Raw genomic sequence first — 15,680 nt, 5'->3', positions numbered from 1 at the left:
TTGTGTGCCGGGCGTCTGTTCAGGGCCGGGATAAAAAAAGGGCCCTGAGCGTGCGCTCGGGCCCTTGAAAGGTCGAGAGGTGTCTAGTCCCTCAAACCTGGTGAGACAGGTTGCAGTCGTCGGTTACGCCTTCAGCGGCACCAGACGTGGAGCGATCATGTTTTCCGGACGCAGGATGTCGTTGAGCATCGCTTCGTCCAGCAGCTTCTCTTCGCGCACCAGTTCCAGTACGCCGCGGCCGGTTTCCAGGGCAACGCGGGCGATACGGGTGGCGTTTTCGTAGCCGATGTACGGGTTCAGGGCGGTGACCAGGCCGATCGAGTGCTCGACCAGTTCACGGCAGCGCTGTTCGTTGGCAGTGATGCCGACGATGCAGTGCTCGCGCAGCATGTCCATGGCGCGTTGCAGCAGGCGGATCGAGTCGAAGATCTTGTAGGCGATCAGCGGCTCCATCACGTTCAGCTGCAGCTGGCCACCTTCGGCGGCGACGGTCAGTGCCAGGTCGTTGCCCATGATGGCGAAGGCCACTTGGTTGACCGCTTCCGGGATTACCGGGTTGACCTTGCCTGGCATGATCGAGCTGCCTGGCTGACGCGCTGGCAGGTTGATTTCGTTGATGCCGGTGCGTGGGCCGCTGGACAGCAGGCGCAAGTCGTTGCAGATCTTCGACAGCTTGACCGCGGTACGCTTGAGCATGCCGGAGAACAGCACGAAGGCGCCCATGTCGGAGGTGGCTTCGATCAGGTCGGCAGCCGGAACCAGCGGCTGGCCGCTGATGGTCGCCAGGCGCTGTACTGCCAGCATCTGGTAGCCCGGGTCGGCGTTGATGCCGGTACCGATGGCGGTGCCACCCAGGTTGATTTCGGTGAGCAGTTCCGGCGCCAGCGAACGCAGACGGTTGAGGTCTTCGGTCATGGTGGTGGCGAAGGCGCGGAATTCCTGGCCGAGGGTCATCGGCACGGCGTCTTGCAGCTGGGTACGACCCATCTTCAGGACGTGGTCGAACTCTTTACCCTTGGCCGCGAAGGCTTGGATCAGGCTGTCGAGGCTGGCCAGCAGGGCGTCGTGACCCAGCAGCAGACCCAGGCGGATCGCGGTCGGGTAGGCGTCGTTGGTCGACTGCGCCATGTTCACGTCGTTGTTGGGGTGCAGGTACTGGTACTCACCCTTCTGGTGACCCATGGCCTCCAGCGCGATGTTGGCGATCACTTCGTTGGCGTTCATGTTGGTAGAAGTACCAGCACCGCCTTGAATCATGTCCACCACGAACTGCTCATGGTAGTCACCGCGGATCAGACGGGCGCAAGCCTCGCTGATAGCGGCGTGCTTGGCATCGCTCAAGTGCCCCAGCTCACGGTTGGCGTCAGCAGCTGCCTGCTTGACCATCGCCAGGCCGACTACCAGTTTCGGGTAGTGCGACAGCGGAACACCGGAGAGGTGGAAGTTGTTGGCAGCGCGCAGAGTCTGGATGCCGTAGTAGGCATCGGCAGGGACTTCAAGGGTACCAAGCAGATCTTTTTCGACGCGGAACGATGCAGCGGAGGACATGATGGATATCATCTCGAGTTTGACCCGGCACCTGCCGGAATGGCGCCAATCCTAGGCCGGGGCAGATTTGTCGGCCAATGCTGTTAGACGCTAACCTATGCACAAACGGCATAGTGATTGATGTGACGTCAATTGACATTCGAGCGTGTTCCATTTTGGTGCACGCCGGGAGATGGCTTCATGAACCTCGAAAGCAAATGGCTGGAAGATTTCAGCGCGCTGGCCTCAACGCGTAGTTTTTCCCAGGCGGCGGAGCGACGTTTCGTCACCCAGCCAGCCTTCAGTCGACGCATACGCAGCCTGGAGGCGGCACTCGGGCTGACCTTGGTGAATCGTTCCCGCACGCCAATCGAACTGACCGAAGCGGGGCAGCTGTTTCTCGTCACGGCGCGTACGGTTGTCGACCAGTTGAGCGAAGTTTTGCGCCATTTGCATCATCTCGAAGGTGGCCAGGGTGAGGTTATCCAGGTAGCGGCGGCGCACTCGCTGGCGTCGGGGTTTTTCCCCCGTTGGGTGGCGCAGTTGCGCAACGATGGTTTGAACATTGCCACGCGCCTGGTCGCGACCAACGTCGGTGATGCCGTGCATGCCTTGCGCGAAGGTGGCTGCGATTTGATGCTGGCCTTCTATGACCCCGATGCAGCGTTGCAGATGGACGCCGAGATCTTCCCGTCATTGCACATGGGCACCACCGAGATGCTGCCGGTGTGCGCCGTTGGCCCTGACGGCAAACCGTTGTTCGATCTGGAGGGTGACGCCAGCGTGCCGCTGCTGGCCTACAGCGCTGGAGCATTCCTTGGGCGTTCGGTGAGCCTTCTGCTGCGCCAGCGCAACCTGCGCTATACCACTGTCTATGAAACGGCGATGGCCGACAGCCTTAAAAGCATGGCCCTCGAGGGTATGGGCGTGGCCTGGGTGCCACGGCTGTCGATGCAGGGCGAACTGGCCCGCGGTGAGCTGGCCGTTTGCGGCAGCAGCGCCTGGCACGTGCCGCTGGAAATTCGCCTGTACCGCTGCGCCCTGGTGCGCAAGGCCAACGTGCGCTTGCTGTGGCGTAAGCTCGAAGGCGGCGCAGTTGACCCAAAAGTCAGCCAAACCCCCGAAAAATAAGGCCGACAGTTGGTCGCCAGGGGTGCCGGGATGCTATCGCGTTACGTTATACTGCGCGGCCCCTCGACCGGATAGATTCCGGTCATGATCAGCAAACAAGCCACGCCGGTCGTCCCGCGTGGCTTGTTGTTTTTTGACGCGCCTGCGGGCGCACAAGCGAAGAGGCTCGACGATGAGTGCACTGGTTGGCGTGATCATGGGCTCCAAGTCCGATTGGTCCACCCTTAGCCACACCGCCGATATGCTGGAAAAACTCGGCATTCCCTACGAAGTGAAGGTGGTTTCCGCCCACCGCACCCCGGATCTGCTGTTCCAGTATGCCGATGAGGCCGAAGGCCGCGGCATCGAGGTGATCATCGCCGGTGCCGGTGGCGCCGCCCACCTGCCAGGCATGTGCGCCGCCAAGACTCATCTGCCGGTGCTCGGCGTGCCAGTGCAGTCGTCGATGCTGTCGGGCGTCGACTCGCTGCTGTCGATCGTACAGATGCCAGCCGGTATTCCGGTTGCCACCCTGGCCATCGGCAAGGCTGGCGCGATCAATGCCGCACTGCTGTCGGCGAGCATTCTCGGTGCCAAGCACCCGCAGTTCCACGCGGCGCTCAAGCAGTTCCGCACGGAGCAGACCGAAACCGTCCTGGACAATCCTGACCCGCGTCTGGCTTGAGGCTTACGACATGAAGATCGGTGTAATCGGTGGCGGCCAGTTGGGCCGCATGCTGGCCCTGGCGGGCACTCCGCTGGGCATGAACTTCGCTTTCCTCGACCCGGCGCCGGACGCTTGCGCCGCGCCATTGGGCGAGCACCTGCGTGCCGACTACGGCGACCAGGACCATCTGCGCCAGTTGGCCGACGAAGTCGACCTGGTCACCTTCGAGTTCGAAAGCGTCCCGGCCGAGACCGTGGCATTCCTCTCGCAGTTCGTCCCGGTGTACCCGAGCGCCGAAGCGCTGCGCATCGCCCGTGACCGCCTGTTCGAAAAGAGCATGTTCCGCGACCTGGGCATCCCCACCCCGGCGTTCGCCGACATCCTGTCCCAGGCGGACCTCGATGCGGCAGTCGCCAGCATTGGCCTGCCAGCTGTGCTCAAGACCCGCACCCTGGGTTACGACGGCAAGGGCCAGAAGGTGCTGCGCAGCGCTGAAGACGTGGTCGGCACCTTTGCCGAACTGGGCAGCGTGCCATGCCTGCTGGAAGGCTTCGTGCCGTTCACGGGCGAAGTGTCGCTGGTGGCCGTGCGTGGCCGCGATGGCGAAACCCGCTTCTACCCGTTGGTGCACAACACCCACGAGAGCGGCATCCTGCGCTTGTCGGTGGCCAGCGAAGACCACCCGCTGCAGTCGCTGGCTGAAGACTACGTCGGTCGTGTGCTCAAGCAGCTCGACTATGTTGGCGTGATGGCCTTCGAGTTCTTCGAGGTCGACGGTGGCCTGAAAGCCAACGAAATCGCCCCACGCGTGCACAACTCGGGGCACTGGACCATCGAAGGCGCCGAGTGCAGCCAGTTCCAGAACCACCTGCGCGCCATTGCCGGCTTGCCGCTGGGCTCGACTGCCAAGGTCGGCGAGAGCGCCATGCTCAACTTCATCGGCGAAGTGCCGGCAGTGGACAAGATCGTCGCCCTCGACGACTGCCACCTGCACCACTATGGCAAGGCCTTCAAGGTTGGCCGCAAGGTCGGTCACGCCACCCTGCGTTGCTCGGACATGGCCACCCTGCAAGACAAGATCGCCGAAGTTGAGGCGTTGATCGCCGGCTGATTGAACCTCTGTGGCCAGCAAGGCCTCTGAAATGGCAACAAGCCAAAGCGCTGACTAGGCTTTGGCTTGTTTCATCTTCATATCAGAGGGATTGCCATGGGCATCATTGGAACCATCTTCATCGGCCTGATCGTCGGCCTGCTGGCCCGCTTCCTCAAGCCTGGGGACGACAGCATGGGCTGGATCATGACCATCCTGCTGGGTATCGCCGGCTCCCTGCTGGCCACCTATGGCGGCCAGGCATTGGGCATCTACCAGGCCGGGCAAGCGGCAGGCTTCTTCGGCGCACTGGTTGGCGCCGTCGTGCTCCTGGTGATCTACGGTCTGATCAAGAAACGCTGATTCCAGATAGAATGCCCGGCAATTCCACCTGAGTTGCCGGGCATTTTTTATGCGTGCGTTTTTCCTTATCCCGATGTTGCTGTTAGCTAGCCTGGCTCACGCCGAACTGCCTGAAACCGACTGGCTCGAACTGATGCCCAAGTCGGACCAGAAGGCGCTGGAGCTGATGCCGGAAATCGATCACAACTCGCCGGAAGCGATGGGCACCTTCACCGACAAGGGCGGCCTCAAGCAGAGCAAAGGCTTGCCGGCGGTGATGTACTCGACCAAGACCGTAGCGGCGATGAATGGTAAACAGATTCGCCTGGGTGGGTATCCGGTGCCGCTGGAGAGCGATGCCAAGGGCAACAGCACATTGTTCTTCCTGGTGCCGTATCCAGGGGCCTGCATCCACGTGCCGCCGCCGCCGCCCAACCAGCTGGTGCTGGTGCGCTATCCGCACGGGTTGAAGATCGATGACATCTATACGCCGCTGTGGGTCAGCGGGACGTTGAAGGTGGAAACCGTCAGCAATGACCTGGCGGATGCGGCGTATGCGCTGGATGCAGGGCAGGTGAGGGTGGTGGAGGATGCCGACCTCTGATGGAATCTGAGCCGGCCTCATCGCGGGGCAAGCCCTCTCCCACGCAGCCCGCGTCATCAGGAGGCTGGCGTGGGAGAGGGCTTGCCCCGCGATGAGGTCGGTCAGATCAGAGCGCCTCGCTGCCAATCACCACGCTTAGGGCATGACTCGCCCCAGGCCTGAGCACCACCACATCATCCCAGACATTCGCCGTCTCGATGCACAGCATCCGCTGCCAGCCATCATCGGCCATGTCCGCCAGCTCCTTGGCTCGCTCGGTCCACGGGTTCCAGATCACTGCCGAGCGCGAGCCGCTGCTGGCCAGGGTAATCCGTCGATTCCAGTGCGGGTCGACAATGCTCAAGCGCTCAGGGGTGTGCAGATAGATCCGGTCGGTCTCCCCGGCAAAGCCCAGCGCGCCGGTTTGCGTGCGCTGCTGCCAATCGGCCAGGGTCTCGATGTAGTCCAGCCCCTGCACACCCTCAACGCGCGCCTGGCGTACGTCGCTGACGGCGAAGTAGCTGTGCAGGGCCTGGCTGATGGTCACGCTGTCGTTGCCCAGGTTGTAGCTGGTCAGAGTCACGCGCAATTGCTCACCCAGCTCGATCAGCAGCTTCAACTCGACCTCATGCGCCCAGCCGGGCAGATCGCCTTGCGCCTCGGGCAGTTCGAACTCGATCTGAAGGTTGGCGCCGACCTCTTCGACCCTGCGCAATTGCCAGTCGCGTCCGCGCGCCAACCCGTGGGCCGGAGCCTGGTCGCCTTTGTACATGGCTTGGACGGATTCGGGGTTGCGCTGCAAGTTGCCAAACCACGGCCAGCACACCGGTACCCCGGCGCGCACGGATTTACCCTGGCGGAAGATGGCCTGGTCGCTCAGCCACAGCAACGGCGGCTCGCCGATTCGCTGATAGCTGAGGATCTGTGCGCCTTGCTGGGCGATCAGTAGTTCGGCATGAGCGCTGCTGATGCGCCAGCAATTGAGCTCGCCGTGGAGCTCGGTTTCAACCTTGAAATTAGCCATACGCTTGTCTCGTTGATTGCATGTAGGCCTTGGACCTTGTGCCTTGCAACGAGTTTACCGCCAGCCAGACTCAGCGACGAGGCACAGAACGGGTACGGCCACTGCCATCGATGGCGACGAACACGAACACCGCTTCGGTGACCTTGCGCCATTCGCTGGACAGCGGATCGTCGCTCCACACTTCGACCATCATCTGGATCGAGCTGCGGCCGATTTCCAGGGTCTGGGTATAGAAGGACAGTTGTGCGCCTACCGCTACCGGGACCAGGAAGGCCATGCGGTCGATCGCCACGGTGGCCACCCGGCCGCCTGCGACACGGCTAGCCATGGCGGTGCCGGCCAGGTCCATCTGCGCGACCAGCCAGCCGCCGAAGATGTCACCAAAGCCGTTGGTTTCGCGGGGTAACGCAGTAATTTGCAAGGCCAGGTCGCCCTGCGGGATAGGATCTTCTTGTTCGAGCTCAATCATGCCGTGGGGCCTCTGACCCGTGACGCTTCGTTGGTTGGCGCAATGAAGGACGCCGAGAAATCGATTCAGCTAAAAACATACTACGCTGATTTCGCTTCGCAGGGCGGCCGAAGGGAAACTCTGCGAAACCGCCTGAGCATAGTGACCGGCGTTTTCGCACAACATCCCACATCGGGAGCAACCTTTTGCTACGAATGGGCAGTATATAGAGCCTCACAGCCAGCGACGACCGCGCATTCATGTATATCTGTAGTGTTTTTGTATCGCTATGAGCGTAGCGCGCCAATTTGCTATCTTCGCTGCTCACCAATCCAGAAGCCGCGTGCCAAGCGGCCTGCACGACCTACAAGAGATAATCGATGACCTCCGTGCCCAGCAGTATCGAGCAGCCCTCGCGGCCGCTGACCCGCAGTGACTACAAGACGCTCTCATTGTCCGCCCTGGGCGGCGCGCTGGAGTTCTACGACTTCATCATCTTCGTGTTCTTCGCCACGGTGGTGGGCAAGCTGTTCTTCCCGCCAGACATGCCCGAATGGCTACGCCTGATGCAGACCTTCGGCATCTTTGCTGCCGGTTACTTGGCGCGCCCGCTCGGCGGCATCGTCATGGCGCACTTCGGCGACCTGCTGGGGCGCAAGAAGATGTTCACCTTGAGCATCTTCATGATGGCCCTGCCGACGCTGATCATGGGCCTGCTGCCAACCTACGCGCAGATCGGCCTGTGGGCGCCGATCCTGCTGCTGTTGATGCGGGTCATTCAGGGCGCGGCGATTGGTGGAGAGGTGCCGGGCGCCTGGGTGTTCGTCTCCGAGCATGTGCCGGCGCGCAACACCGGCTACGCCTGCGGCACGCTGACTGCCGGGCTTACCGCCGGGATTTTGCTGGGCTCGCTGGTAGCGACGCTGATCAACACGGTTTATACCGTCGAGGAAGTGGCGGATTACGCCTGGCGGATTCCGTTCCTGCTCGGTGGTGTGTTCGGCCTGTTCGCGGTCTACCTGCGCCGCTGGTTGCACGAGACCCCAGTGTTCGCCGAGATGCAGCAGCGCAAGGCGCTGGCTGAAGAGCTGCCACTGCGCGCGGTGCTGCGTGATCACCGCGGGGCGATCATCCTGTCGATGCTGCTGACCTGGCTGCTGTCGGCTGGCGTCGTGGTGGTGATCCTGATGACCCCGGCGCTGCTGCAGAGTCTCTATCACATCAGCCCGACCGACTCGCTCAAGGCCAACAGCCTGGCGATCGTGCTGCTCAGCCTGGGCTGCATTGGTTCCGGCAGTCTGGCGGATCGCTTTGGTGCTGGGCGAGTATTCGTGATCGGCAGCCTGGCGTTGCTGGTGACCTCGTGGACGTTCTACCACAGCCTGCCGACTCGGCCGGACCTGCTGTTCCCGCTGTACGCGCTGACTGGCCTGTGCGTCGGGGTGATTGGCGCAGTGCCGTATGTGATGGTCAAGGCGTTCCCGGCGGTGGTGCGGTTCAGTGGGTTGTCATTCTCCTACAACGTCGCCTACGCCATTTTCGGTGGTCTGACGCCGATGGTGGTGACGGCGTTGCTCAAGCTTAGCCCGATGGCGCCTGCTTACTATGTGGCGGGTTTGTGCGCCGTTGGTCTGTTGGTGGGGCTTTACCTGTTGGCGAACAAGCGCTGAGTAATCGGTAAGGCTTGAGGATTTGGGGCTGATTTGCAGCCTATCCGCATAACCTTGAAACATCCTGAAAGGCCATCCCGCATTCGCGGTGATGGCCTTTCATCCAATTGTCACATTGGAGTCATATCGTGTTCATGCGGCCTGCAGATACTTGGGCCCGATCCATCCAACACCCCAAATATTCCTGCTAGGAGCAAGGCATGAAACTGAAGCGTTTGATGGCGGCCCTTACCTTCGCCGCCGCTGGCGTTGCCACCGCCAATGCGGTAGCCGCTGTCGACCCAGCAATCCCGACCTACACCAAGACCACCGGTGTTTCGGGCAACCTCTCCAGCGTAGGTTCCGACACCCTCGCCAACCTGATGACGCTGTGGGCCGAGGCCTACAAGAAGGAATATCCGAACGTAAACATCCAGATCCAGGCTGCCGGCTCCTCCACCGCGCCACCCGCGCTGACCGAGGGCACCGCCAACCTCGGCCCGATGAGCCGCAAGATGAAGGACGTCGAGCTGCAGGCCTTCGAGCAGAAGTACGGCTACAAGCCAACCGCCATCCCGGTTGCCGTCGACGCCCTGGCCGTATTCGTGCACAAGGACAACCCGATCAAGGGCCTGACCATGGCGCAGGTCGATGCGATCTTCTCCTCGACTCGCCTGTGCGGCGGCAAAGCCGACGTGAAAACCTGGGGCGACCTGGGCGTGACTGGCGACCTGGCCAACAAGCCAGTGCAGCTGTTCGGCCGTAACTCGGTATCTGGCACCTACGGCTACTTCAAGGAAGAAGCCCTGTGCAAAGGCGACTTCAAGCCTAACGTCAACGAACAGCCTGGCTCGGCTTCGGTCGTGCAGTCGATCAGCAGCTCGCTGAACGGCATCGGCTACTCGGGCATCGGTTACAAGACCGCCAGCGTCAAGACTGTAGCCCTGGCCAAGAAAGAAGGCGGGGAGTTCGTTGAAGACAACGAAAGCAACGCCCTGAATGGCACCTACCCGCTGTCGCGCTTCCTCTACGTCTACGTCAACAAGGCGCCGAACAAGCCTCTGGCCCCGCTGGACGCCGAGTTCATCAAGCTGGTCCTGTCGCAAGCTGGCCAGCAGGTCGTGGTCAAGGATGGCTACATCCCATTGCCGAAGAAAGTGGTCGACAAGGCCATGGCTGACCTCGGTCTGTCGCACAACGGTAACGTTGCCAAGAAGTAAGTGAGACCCCGGTGAGGGCTGGCCTGCGGCTAGCCCTCCCACCCATTCTCGGTCCGAAGCCAGAACTCCTGAGCGGCGGGCTTTTTTGCGTCAATGCACTGTCATGTTTTTGTAATACGGGACCGCTAGGGTGTGCGCATGAATGATCTGGCCAACTCCACCATGACCCAAAATTCTCCCCCCGTGCGGATTGATTTCAATACGCCCGAGTTGCAACGCAAGCGCAAAATGCGTGCGTTCAAGGATCGCCTGACCCGCTGGTATGTACTGGTGGGCGGGCTTGCCGTGCTGGCGGCAATCACCCTGATCTTCTTCTATCTGGCCTATGTCGTGCTGCCACTGTTCCAGGGCGCCGAACTGACCAGCAAGAAGGCCCTGGAGCCGACCTGGCTGCAGCAGGATGCCGGCAAACCGCTGATGATCGCCCTCGAGGAGCAAAACCTGGTCGGCATGCGTGTGTCCGATAAAGGCCAGGCGCTGTTTTTCGACACCAAGAGCGGTGCTGAAATCAATCGCGTGAACCTGCCCGTTCCGGCAGGCGCCCAGGTGACGTCGATCAGTACCGACCAGCCGGGTAGCCCGCTAATCGTGCTGGGCCTGTCCAATGGTCAGGCGGTGGTGTTCCACCACACCTACAAGATCACCTACCCGGACAACAAGAAGACCATTACCCCTGGCATCGATTTCCCGTATGGCCAGGAACCGTTCGTGCTCGACGAGCAGGGCCGCGCGCTTGAGCACGTCAGCGTCAACGTCAACGGCGAGACCGTCACGGTAGCCGGTTCGCACGGTTCGCAACTGCTGGTGACCCAGCTGACTCGCGAAGAGAACATGATGACCGGTGAGGTCACCAGCGAGCAGAACCGCATCGACCTGCCGCAAATGACCGAGCCGGTGAAGGCGATCTTCATCGACCCGCGCCAGCAATGGCTGTATGTGGTTAACGGTCGCGCCCAGGCCGACGTGTTCAGCCTGCGCGACAAGAGCCTCAACGGTCGCTACAAGCTGCTCGACGACGGCCAGGCCGAGATCACCGCCAGTGCCCAGCTGGTCGGCGGTATCTCGCTGATCTTCGGTGATTCCAAAGGTGGCCTGAGCCAGTGGTTCATGGCCCGCGACCCGGATGGCGAGCAGCGCTTCAAGCTGATTCGCAGCTTCCAGATGGGCAACGCCCCGGTGGTGCAGATCGACGCCGAAGAGCGCCGCAAAGGTTTCATCGCCCTGGACAGCGCCGGCAAGCTCGGCGTGTTCCACAGCACCGCGCATCGTACCCTGCTGGTCGAGCCTGCCGCCGAAGGCGCGGGTATCCTCGCGCTGTCGCCACGCGCCAACCGTATCTTCATCGAAGAAGGCGGCAAGCTGCTGCCCTTGAGCCTGAAGAACCCGCACCCGGAAGTGTCCTGGAGCGCACTGTGGAGCAAGGTCTGGTACGAGAACTACGACGAGCCCAAGTACGTTTGGCAGTCGACTGCATCGAACACCGACTTCGAGCCTAAGCTGAGCCTTTCGCCACTGACCTTCGGTACCCTCAAGGCCGCGTTCTACGCGATGATCCTGGCGGCGCCGCTGGCCATTGCCGCAGCGATCTACACGGCCTACTTCATGGCCCCTGGCATGCGCCGCAAGGTCAAGCCGGTGATCGAGCTGATGGAAGCGATGCCGACGGTGATCCTCGGCTTCTTCGCCGGCCTGTTCCTCGCACCGTACCTTGAAGGCCACCTGCCGGGTGTGTTCAGCCTGTTCCTGTTGATGCCGATCGGTATCTTGCTGGCCGGCTTCACCTGGAGCCGCCTGCCGGAATCGCTGCGCCTGCGTGTGCCGGATGGCTGGGAAGCCGCGATTTTGATCCCGGTGATCCTGTTCACCGGCTGGTTCGCCCTGTACATGAGCCCGTTCATTGAAACCTGGTGGTTCGGCGGCGACATGCGCCTGTGGATCAGCAACGACCTGGGCATCACCTACGACCAGCGCAACGCCCTGGTAGTCGGTATCGCCATGGGCTTCGCGGTGATCCCGAACATCTACTCGATCGCCGAAGACGCCGTGTTCAGCGTGCCACGCAGCCTGACCCTGGGTTCGCTGGCGCTGGGTGCCACGCCCTGGCAAACCCTGACCCGCGTGGTCATCCTCACGGCCAGCCCGGGTATCTTCTCGGCGCTGATGATCGGCATGGGCCGTGCAGTGGGCGAGACCATGATCGTGTTGATGGCCACCGGTAACACCCCGGTCATGGAAATGAACCTGTTTGAAGGCATGCGTACCCTGGCCGCCAACGTCGCGGTGGAGATGCCCGAGTCGGAAGTCGGCGGCAGCCACTACCGCGTGCTGTTCCTCGCCGCGCTGGTACTGCTGATGTTCACCTTCGTGATGAACACCCTGGCCGAGCTGATTCGTCAGCGTCTGCGCAAGAAATACTCGTCGCTTTGATAGAAAGGTAGAGATCCGTGAAAAAGGATTCCCTCAAAGGCTGGTTCAAGAGCGGCGCCCCCGGCGTCTGGATCAGCGGTGGCGCGGTCGCCATCGCAGTGATCATGACCGTGGGCCTGCTGGCGGTGATCGCCGTGCGTGGCCTGGGCCACTTCTGGCCGGCCGACCTGATCCAGGCCACCTATAAGGTGCCGGGCCAGGCTGATCATGTAGTCATCGGTGAAGTGGTACAGAAGGAAGAAGTACCGCTGGCGCGCTTGAAGGGCGCCGGTCTGCCGGTGCCGGATAACGGCCCGGAGTTCATGACCCGCGAGCTGATCAAGGTCGGCAACCGCGACCTCAATGGCAGCGACTTCACCTGGGTGGTCGGTGACTGGCTGGTGGATCAAACCACCCCCGCCGAACTGATCGCCCTGGAGCGTCGCGAATGGGGCAACTTCTACGGCTACCTGGTCAGCGTCAAGGAGAACGGCAAGGTCGTCGCCGAAGGCCAAGCGGCCTGGACCGAACTGCAAGCGCGCCTCAAGCGTGCCAGCAAACTGGCCGGCGAGCTGCAGACCCTTGAGAAGAAAGACATCGGCGCGATCAACCATGGCCTGGAGCGCCTGCGCCTGCACAGCCGTAAGCTTGAGCTCGACGGCAAGCTGGACGCCGCTGCTCAGGCGGACATGGACGCCGAGCGCGCCGAGCTGAACAGCCGCTACAAGACCATCGAAGACCGCCTGGGCGCGCTGCACAGCGAGTTCAGCCGTGACAGCCTGGTTGCCCGTGATGGCAATGGCCGCGAAGTCGAGATCAACCTGGACAAGGTGGTGCATGCCTATCAGCCAAACGGCATGGGTACCTTCACCAAGCTGGGCACCTACTTTGCCAAGGTCTGGGAGTTCTTGAGCGACGACCCGCGTGAAGCCAACACCGAGGGCGGTATCTTCCCGGCCATCTTCGGTACGGTGATGATGACCCTGATCATGGCCGTGATCGTCACCCCGTTCGGCGTGCTGGCTGCGGTGTACCTGCGTGAATATGCCCGCCAGGGCCCGGTAACGCGGCTGATCCGCATCGCGGTGAACAACCTGGCGGGTGTTCCGGCGATCGTCTACGGCGTGTTCGGCCTGGGCTTCTTCGTCTACGTGCTGGGTGGTTCGATCGACCGGCTGTTCTTCCCTGAAGCCCTGCCGGCGCCAACCCTGGGGACTCCAGGTCTGCTGTGGGCTTCGTTGACCCTGGCCCTGCTGGCCGTGCCGGTGGTGATCGTGGCCACCGAAGAAGGTCTGGCGCGGATCCCGCGGACCGTGCGCGAGGGCTCGCTGGCCCTCGGCGCGACCAAGGCCGAGACGCTGTGGAAGATTGTTCTGCCAATGGCCAGCCCGGCGATGATGACCGGCATGATCCTCGCCGTGGCACGTGCCGCCGGTGAAGTGGCGCCGCTGATGCTGGTGGGTGTGGTCAAGCTGGCGCCATCGCTGCCAGTGGACGGTAACTACCCTTACCTGCACCTGGACCAGAAGATCATGCACCTGGGCTTCCACATCTATGACGTCGGCTTCCAGAGCCCGAACGTCGAGGCCGCGCGACCGCTGGTGTACGCCACCGCGCTGTTGCTGGTGCTGGTGATCGCCACCCTCAACCTTTCGGCGGTGTGGATCCGTAACCACCTGCGCGAGAAGTACAAGGCGCTCGACCACTGAGTCTGATTAGCAAGCATGCCGCCCGCGAGCCGGGCGGCGCTTTGAAACGAATTGATAGCGTATGGAGTTGACCATGCAGCAAGAATCCCACACCCACGGCATCGACATGTCGGCCCTGGGTCGCGACAAGCAGAGCCTGCGCCTGGCCGAAGAGACCGTGGCCATCGAAGTGCCCGGTCTGTCCCTGTACTACGGCGACAAGCAGGCGTTGTTCGACGTCAGCATGAACATCCCCAAGCAGCGCGTGACCGCCTTCATCGGCCCGTCCGGCTGCGGTAAGTCGACCCTGCTGCGCACGTTCAACCGCATGAACGACTTGGTCGATGGCTGCCGCGTCGAAGGCGAGATCAACCTGTACGGCAACAACATCTACCGCAAGGGCGAAGACGTCGCCGAGCTGCGTCGGCGGGTCGGCATGGTGTTCCAGAAGCCTAACCCGTTCCCCAAGACCATTTATGAAAACGTGGTCTACGGCCTGCGCATCCAGGGCATCAACAAGAAACGCACCCTCGATGAGGCCGTTGAGTGGGCACTCAAGGGCGCGGCCCTGTGGGATGAGGTCAAGGACCGCCTGCACGAGTCGGCGCTGGGCCTGTCCGGTGGTCAGCAGCAACGTTTGGTCATCGCCCGTACCATTGCCGTCGAGCCTGAAGTGCTGCTGCTCGATGAGCCGTGCTCGGCACTCGACCCGATCTCGACCTTGAAGGTCGAAGAGCTGATCTACGAATTGAAATCCAAGTACACCATCGTCATCGTTACCCACAACATGCAACAGGCGGCGCGTGTCTCGGACTACACCGCGTTCATGTACATGGGCAAACTGATCGAGTTCGGTGATACCGATACGCTGTTCACCAACCCGGCGAAGAAACAGACCGAAGACTACATCACCGGTCGTTACGGCTAGAGGCCGCAGGAACGACTCGGACCCTGTGGGAGCGGGCTGGCCCGCGAACAAGGGCGAAGCCCATGCCATGCGCCGTAGGCGCCTGCTTTGCGGGCAAGCCCGCTCCCACACGAACACACTTGAAGCTTGCAGCTCGCGGAGCGAACGCATGATCAACAAAGAAAGCCTTACCCATCACATCTCCCAGCAGTTCAACGCCGAGCTTGAAGAGGTTCGCAGCCACCTCCTGGCGATGGGTGGGCTGGTCGAGAAGCAGGTCAACGACGCCGTCACTGCGCTGATCGAAGCCGACTCTGGCCTGGCTCAGCAGGTGCGTGAAGTCGATGAACAGATCAACCAGATGGAGCGCAACATCGACGAGGAATGCGTGCGCATCCTCGCTCGTCGCCAGCCTGCGGCGTCCGACCTGCGCTTGATCATCAGCATCTCCAAGTCGGTGATCGACCTGGAACGCATCGGTGACGAGTCGACCAAGATCGCCCGTCGCGCCATCCAGCTGTGCGAGGAAGGCGAGTCGCCGCGCGGCTACGTCGAGGTGCGCCACATTGGCGATCAGGTGCGCAACATGGTCCGTGACGCGCTGGACGCGTTCGCCCGCTTCGATGCCGAGCTGGCCCTGTCGGTGGCCCAGTACGACAAGACCATCGACCGCGAATACAAGACTGCCCTGCGCGAGCTGGTCACCTACATGATGGAAGACCCGCGTTCGATCTCGCGTGTCCTCAGCGTGATCTGGGCCCTGCGTTCGCTGGAGCGGATCGGCGACCACGCACGCAACATCGCCGAGCTGGTGATCTACCTGGTGCGCGGCACTGACGTGCGCCACCTGGGCCTCAAGCGGATGAAGGCGGAAGTCGAAGGCAACGCCGGGGTCGAGGTTGAAATCGCTAATGTTCCGGCTGAATCGGACGATAAATAGGATTGCTCCCGAGCATGAACGCCCGGCCTGTGCCGGGCGTTTTCGTTTGCGGTCGAGCAGCCAGCAGGCACCCGCGAAC

Annotated in this window: 14 protein-coding genes; 11 read left to right on the top strand and 3 right to left on the bottom strand. The window is 62.1% G+C overall.

Annotated elements, in window-relative coordinates; all coding sequences use genetic code 11:
* Positions 1-123 precede the first annotated feature (123 nt).
* Positions 124-1,548, bottom strand: coding sequence for an aspartate ammonia-lyase (gene aspA, locus HU737_RS22460; protein ID WP_186553061.1), 1,425 nt, complete (start codon positions 1,546-1,548; stop codon positions 124-126).
* A 180-nt stretch (positions 1,549-1,728) separates the two neighbouring features.
* On the opposite strand from aspA, the gene HU737_RS22455 reads away from it, so the two are divergent.
* From HU737_RS22455 to HU737_RS22435, 5 genes are all read left to right on the top strand, one after another.
* Complete coding sequence (locus tag HU737_RS22455; RefSeq protein ID WP_186553060.1) at positions 1,729-2,658, top strand: LysR substrate-binding domain-containing protein; 930 nt, start codon at positions 1,729-1,731, stop codon at positions 2,656-2,658.
* 172 nt (positions 2,659-2,830) lie between these two features.
* A complete protein-coding gene (gene purE, locus HU737_RS22450) occupies positions 2,831-3,322 on the top strand; it encodes a 5-(carboxyamino)imidazole ribonucleotide mutase (RefSeq protein WP_186553059.1) in 492 nt (163 codons plus the stop codon).
* Positions 3,323-3,332: 10 nt separating this feature from the next.
* Entirely contained in the window at positions 3,333-4,415 is a 1,083-nt protein-coding gene (locus HU737_RS22445; RefSeq protein WP_186553058.1) for a 5-(carboxyamino)imidazole ribonucleotide synthase, read from the top strand.
* 96 nt (positions 4,416-4,511) lie between these two features.
* On the top strand, positions 4,512-4,757 hold the full coding sequence (locus HU737_RS22440) for a GlsB/YeaQ/YmgE family stress response membrane protein (protein WP_119137131.1): 246 nt from the start codon (positions 4,512-4,514) through the stop codon (positions 4,755-4,757).
* Between the two features lie 49 nt (positions 4,758-4,806).
* Positions 4,807-5,340, top strand: a complete 534-nt coding sequence (locus HU737_RS22435) for a DUF3299 domain-containing protein (RefSeq protein ID WP_186553057.1) — start codon at positions 4,807-4,809, stop codon at positions 5,338-5,340.
* A 106-nt stretch (positions 5,341-5,446) separates the two neighbouring features.
* Here the strand turns inward: HU737_RS22435 and HU737_RS22430 are convergent, their stop codons facing one another.
* A complete protein-coding gene (locus tag HU737_RS22430) occupies positions 5,447-6,343 on the bottom strand; it encodes a D-hexose-6-phosphate mutarotase (protein ID WP_186553056.1) in 897 nt (298 codons plus the stop codon).
* Positions 6,344-6,413: 70 nt separating this feature from the next.
* Positions 6,414-6,812: an acyl-CoA thioesterase gene (locus tag HU737_RS22425; protein ID WP_003253317.1), complete on the bottom strand. Its 399-nt coding sequence runs from the start codon at positions 6,810-6,812 to the stop codon at positions 6,414-6,416.
* A gap of 359 nt (positions 6,813-7,171) precedes the next feature.
* Here HU737_RS22425 and HU737_RS22420 point away from each other — a divergent pair, with 359 nt between their 5' ends.
* From HU737_RS22420 to phoU, 6 genes are all read left to right on the top strand, one after another.
* A complete protein-coding gene (locus HU737_RS22420) occupies positions 7,172-8,461 on the top strand; it encodes an MFS transporter (RefSeq protein ID WP_186553055.1) in 1,290 nt (429 codons plus the stop codon).
* A 200-nt stretch (positions 8,462-8,661) separates the two neighbouring features.
* Positions 8,662-9,660 (top strand): phosphate ABC transporter substrate-binding protein PstS, encoded by a 999-nt coding sequence (locus HU737_RS22415; protein ID WP_186553054.1) that lies wholly within the window; start codon positions 8,662-8,664, stop codon positions 9,658-9,660.
* Between the two features lie 138 nt (positions 9,661-9,798).
* Positions 9,799-12,087 carry an ABC transporter permease family protein gene (locus HU737_RS22410; RefSeq protein ID WP_186553053.1) on the top strand — a complete coding sequence of 763 codons (2,289 nt, stop codon included), beginning with the start codon at positions 9,799-9,801 and terminating at the stop codon, positions 12,085-12,087.
* A 17-nt stretch (positions 12,088-12,104) separates the two neighbouring features.
* Entirely contained in the window at positions 12,105-13,775 is a 1,671-nt protein-coding gene (gene pstA / locus HU737_RS22405; protein WP_186553052.1) for a phosphate ABC transporter permease PstA, read from the top strand.
* A 73-nt stretch (positions 13,776-13,848) separates the two neighbouring features.
* A complete protein-coding gene (pstB, locus tag HU737_RS22400) occupies positions 13,849-14,682 on the top strand; it encodes a phosphate ABC transporter ATP-binding protein PstB (protein ID WP_186553051.1) in 834 nt (277 codons plus the stop codon).
* 148 nt (positions 14,683-14,830) lie between these two features.
* The gene (phoU, locus tag HU737_RS22395) at positions 14,831-15,601 is read left to right on the top strand and encodes a phosphate signaling complex protein PhoU (protein WP_186553050.1); all 771 of its coding nucleotides are present in this window, start codon (positions 14,831-14,833) and stop codon (positions 15,599-15,601) included.
* The last annotated feature ends 79 nt before the right edge of the window (positions 15,602-15,680 follow it).

The organism is Pseudomonas urmiensis (assembly GCF_014268815.2).
Classification (GTDB): domain Bacteria; phylum Pseudomonadota; class Gammaproteobacteria; order Pseudomonadales; family Pseudomonadaceae; genus Aquipseudomonas; species Aquipseudomonas urmiensis.
Note: the sequence above shows the minus strand (reverse complement) of the source record. Positions and strands in the feature narration are given on the sequence as shown.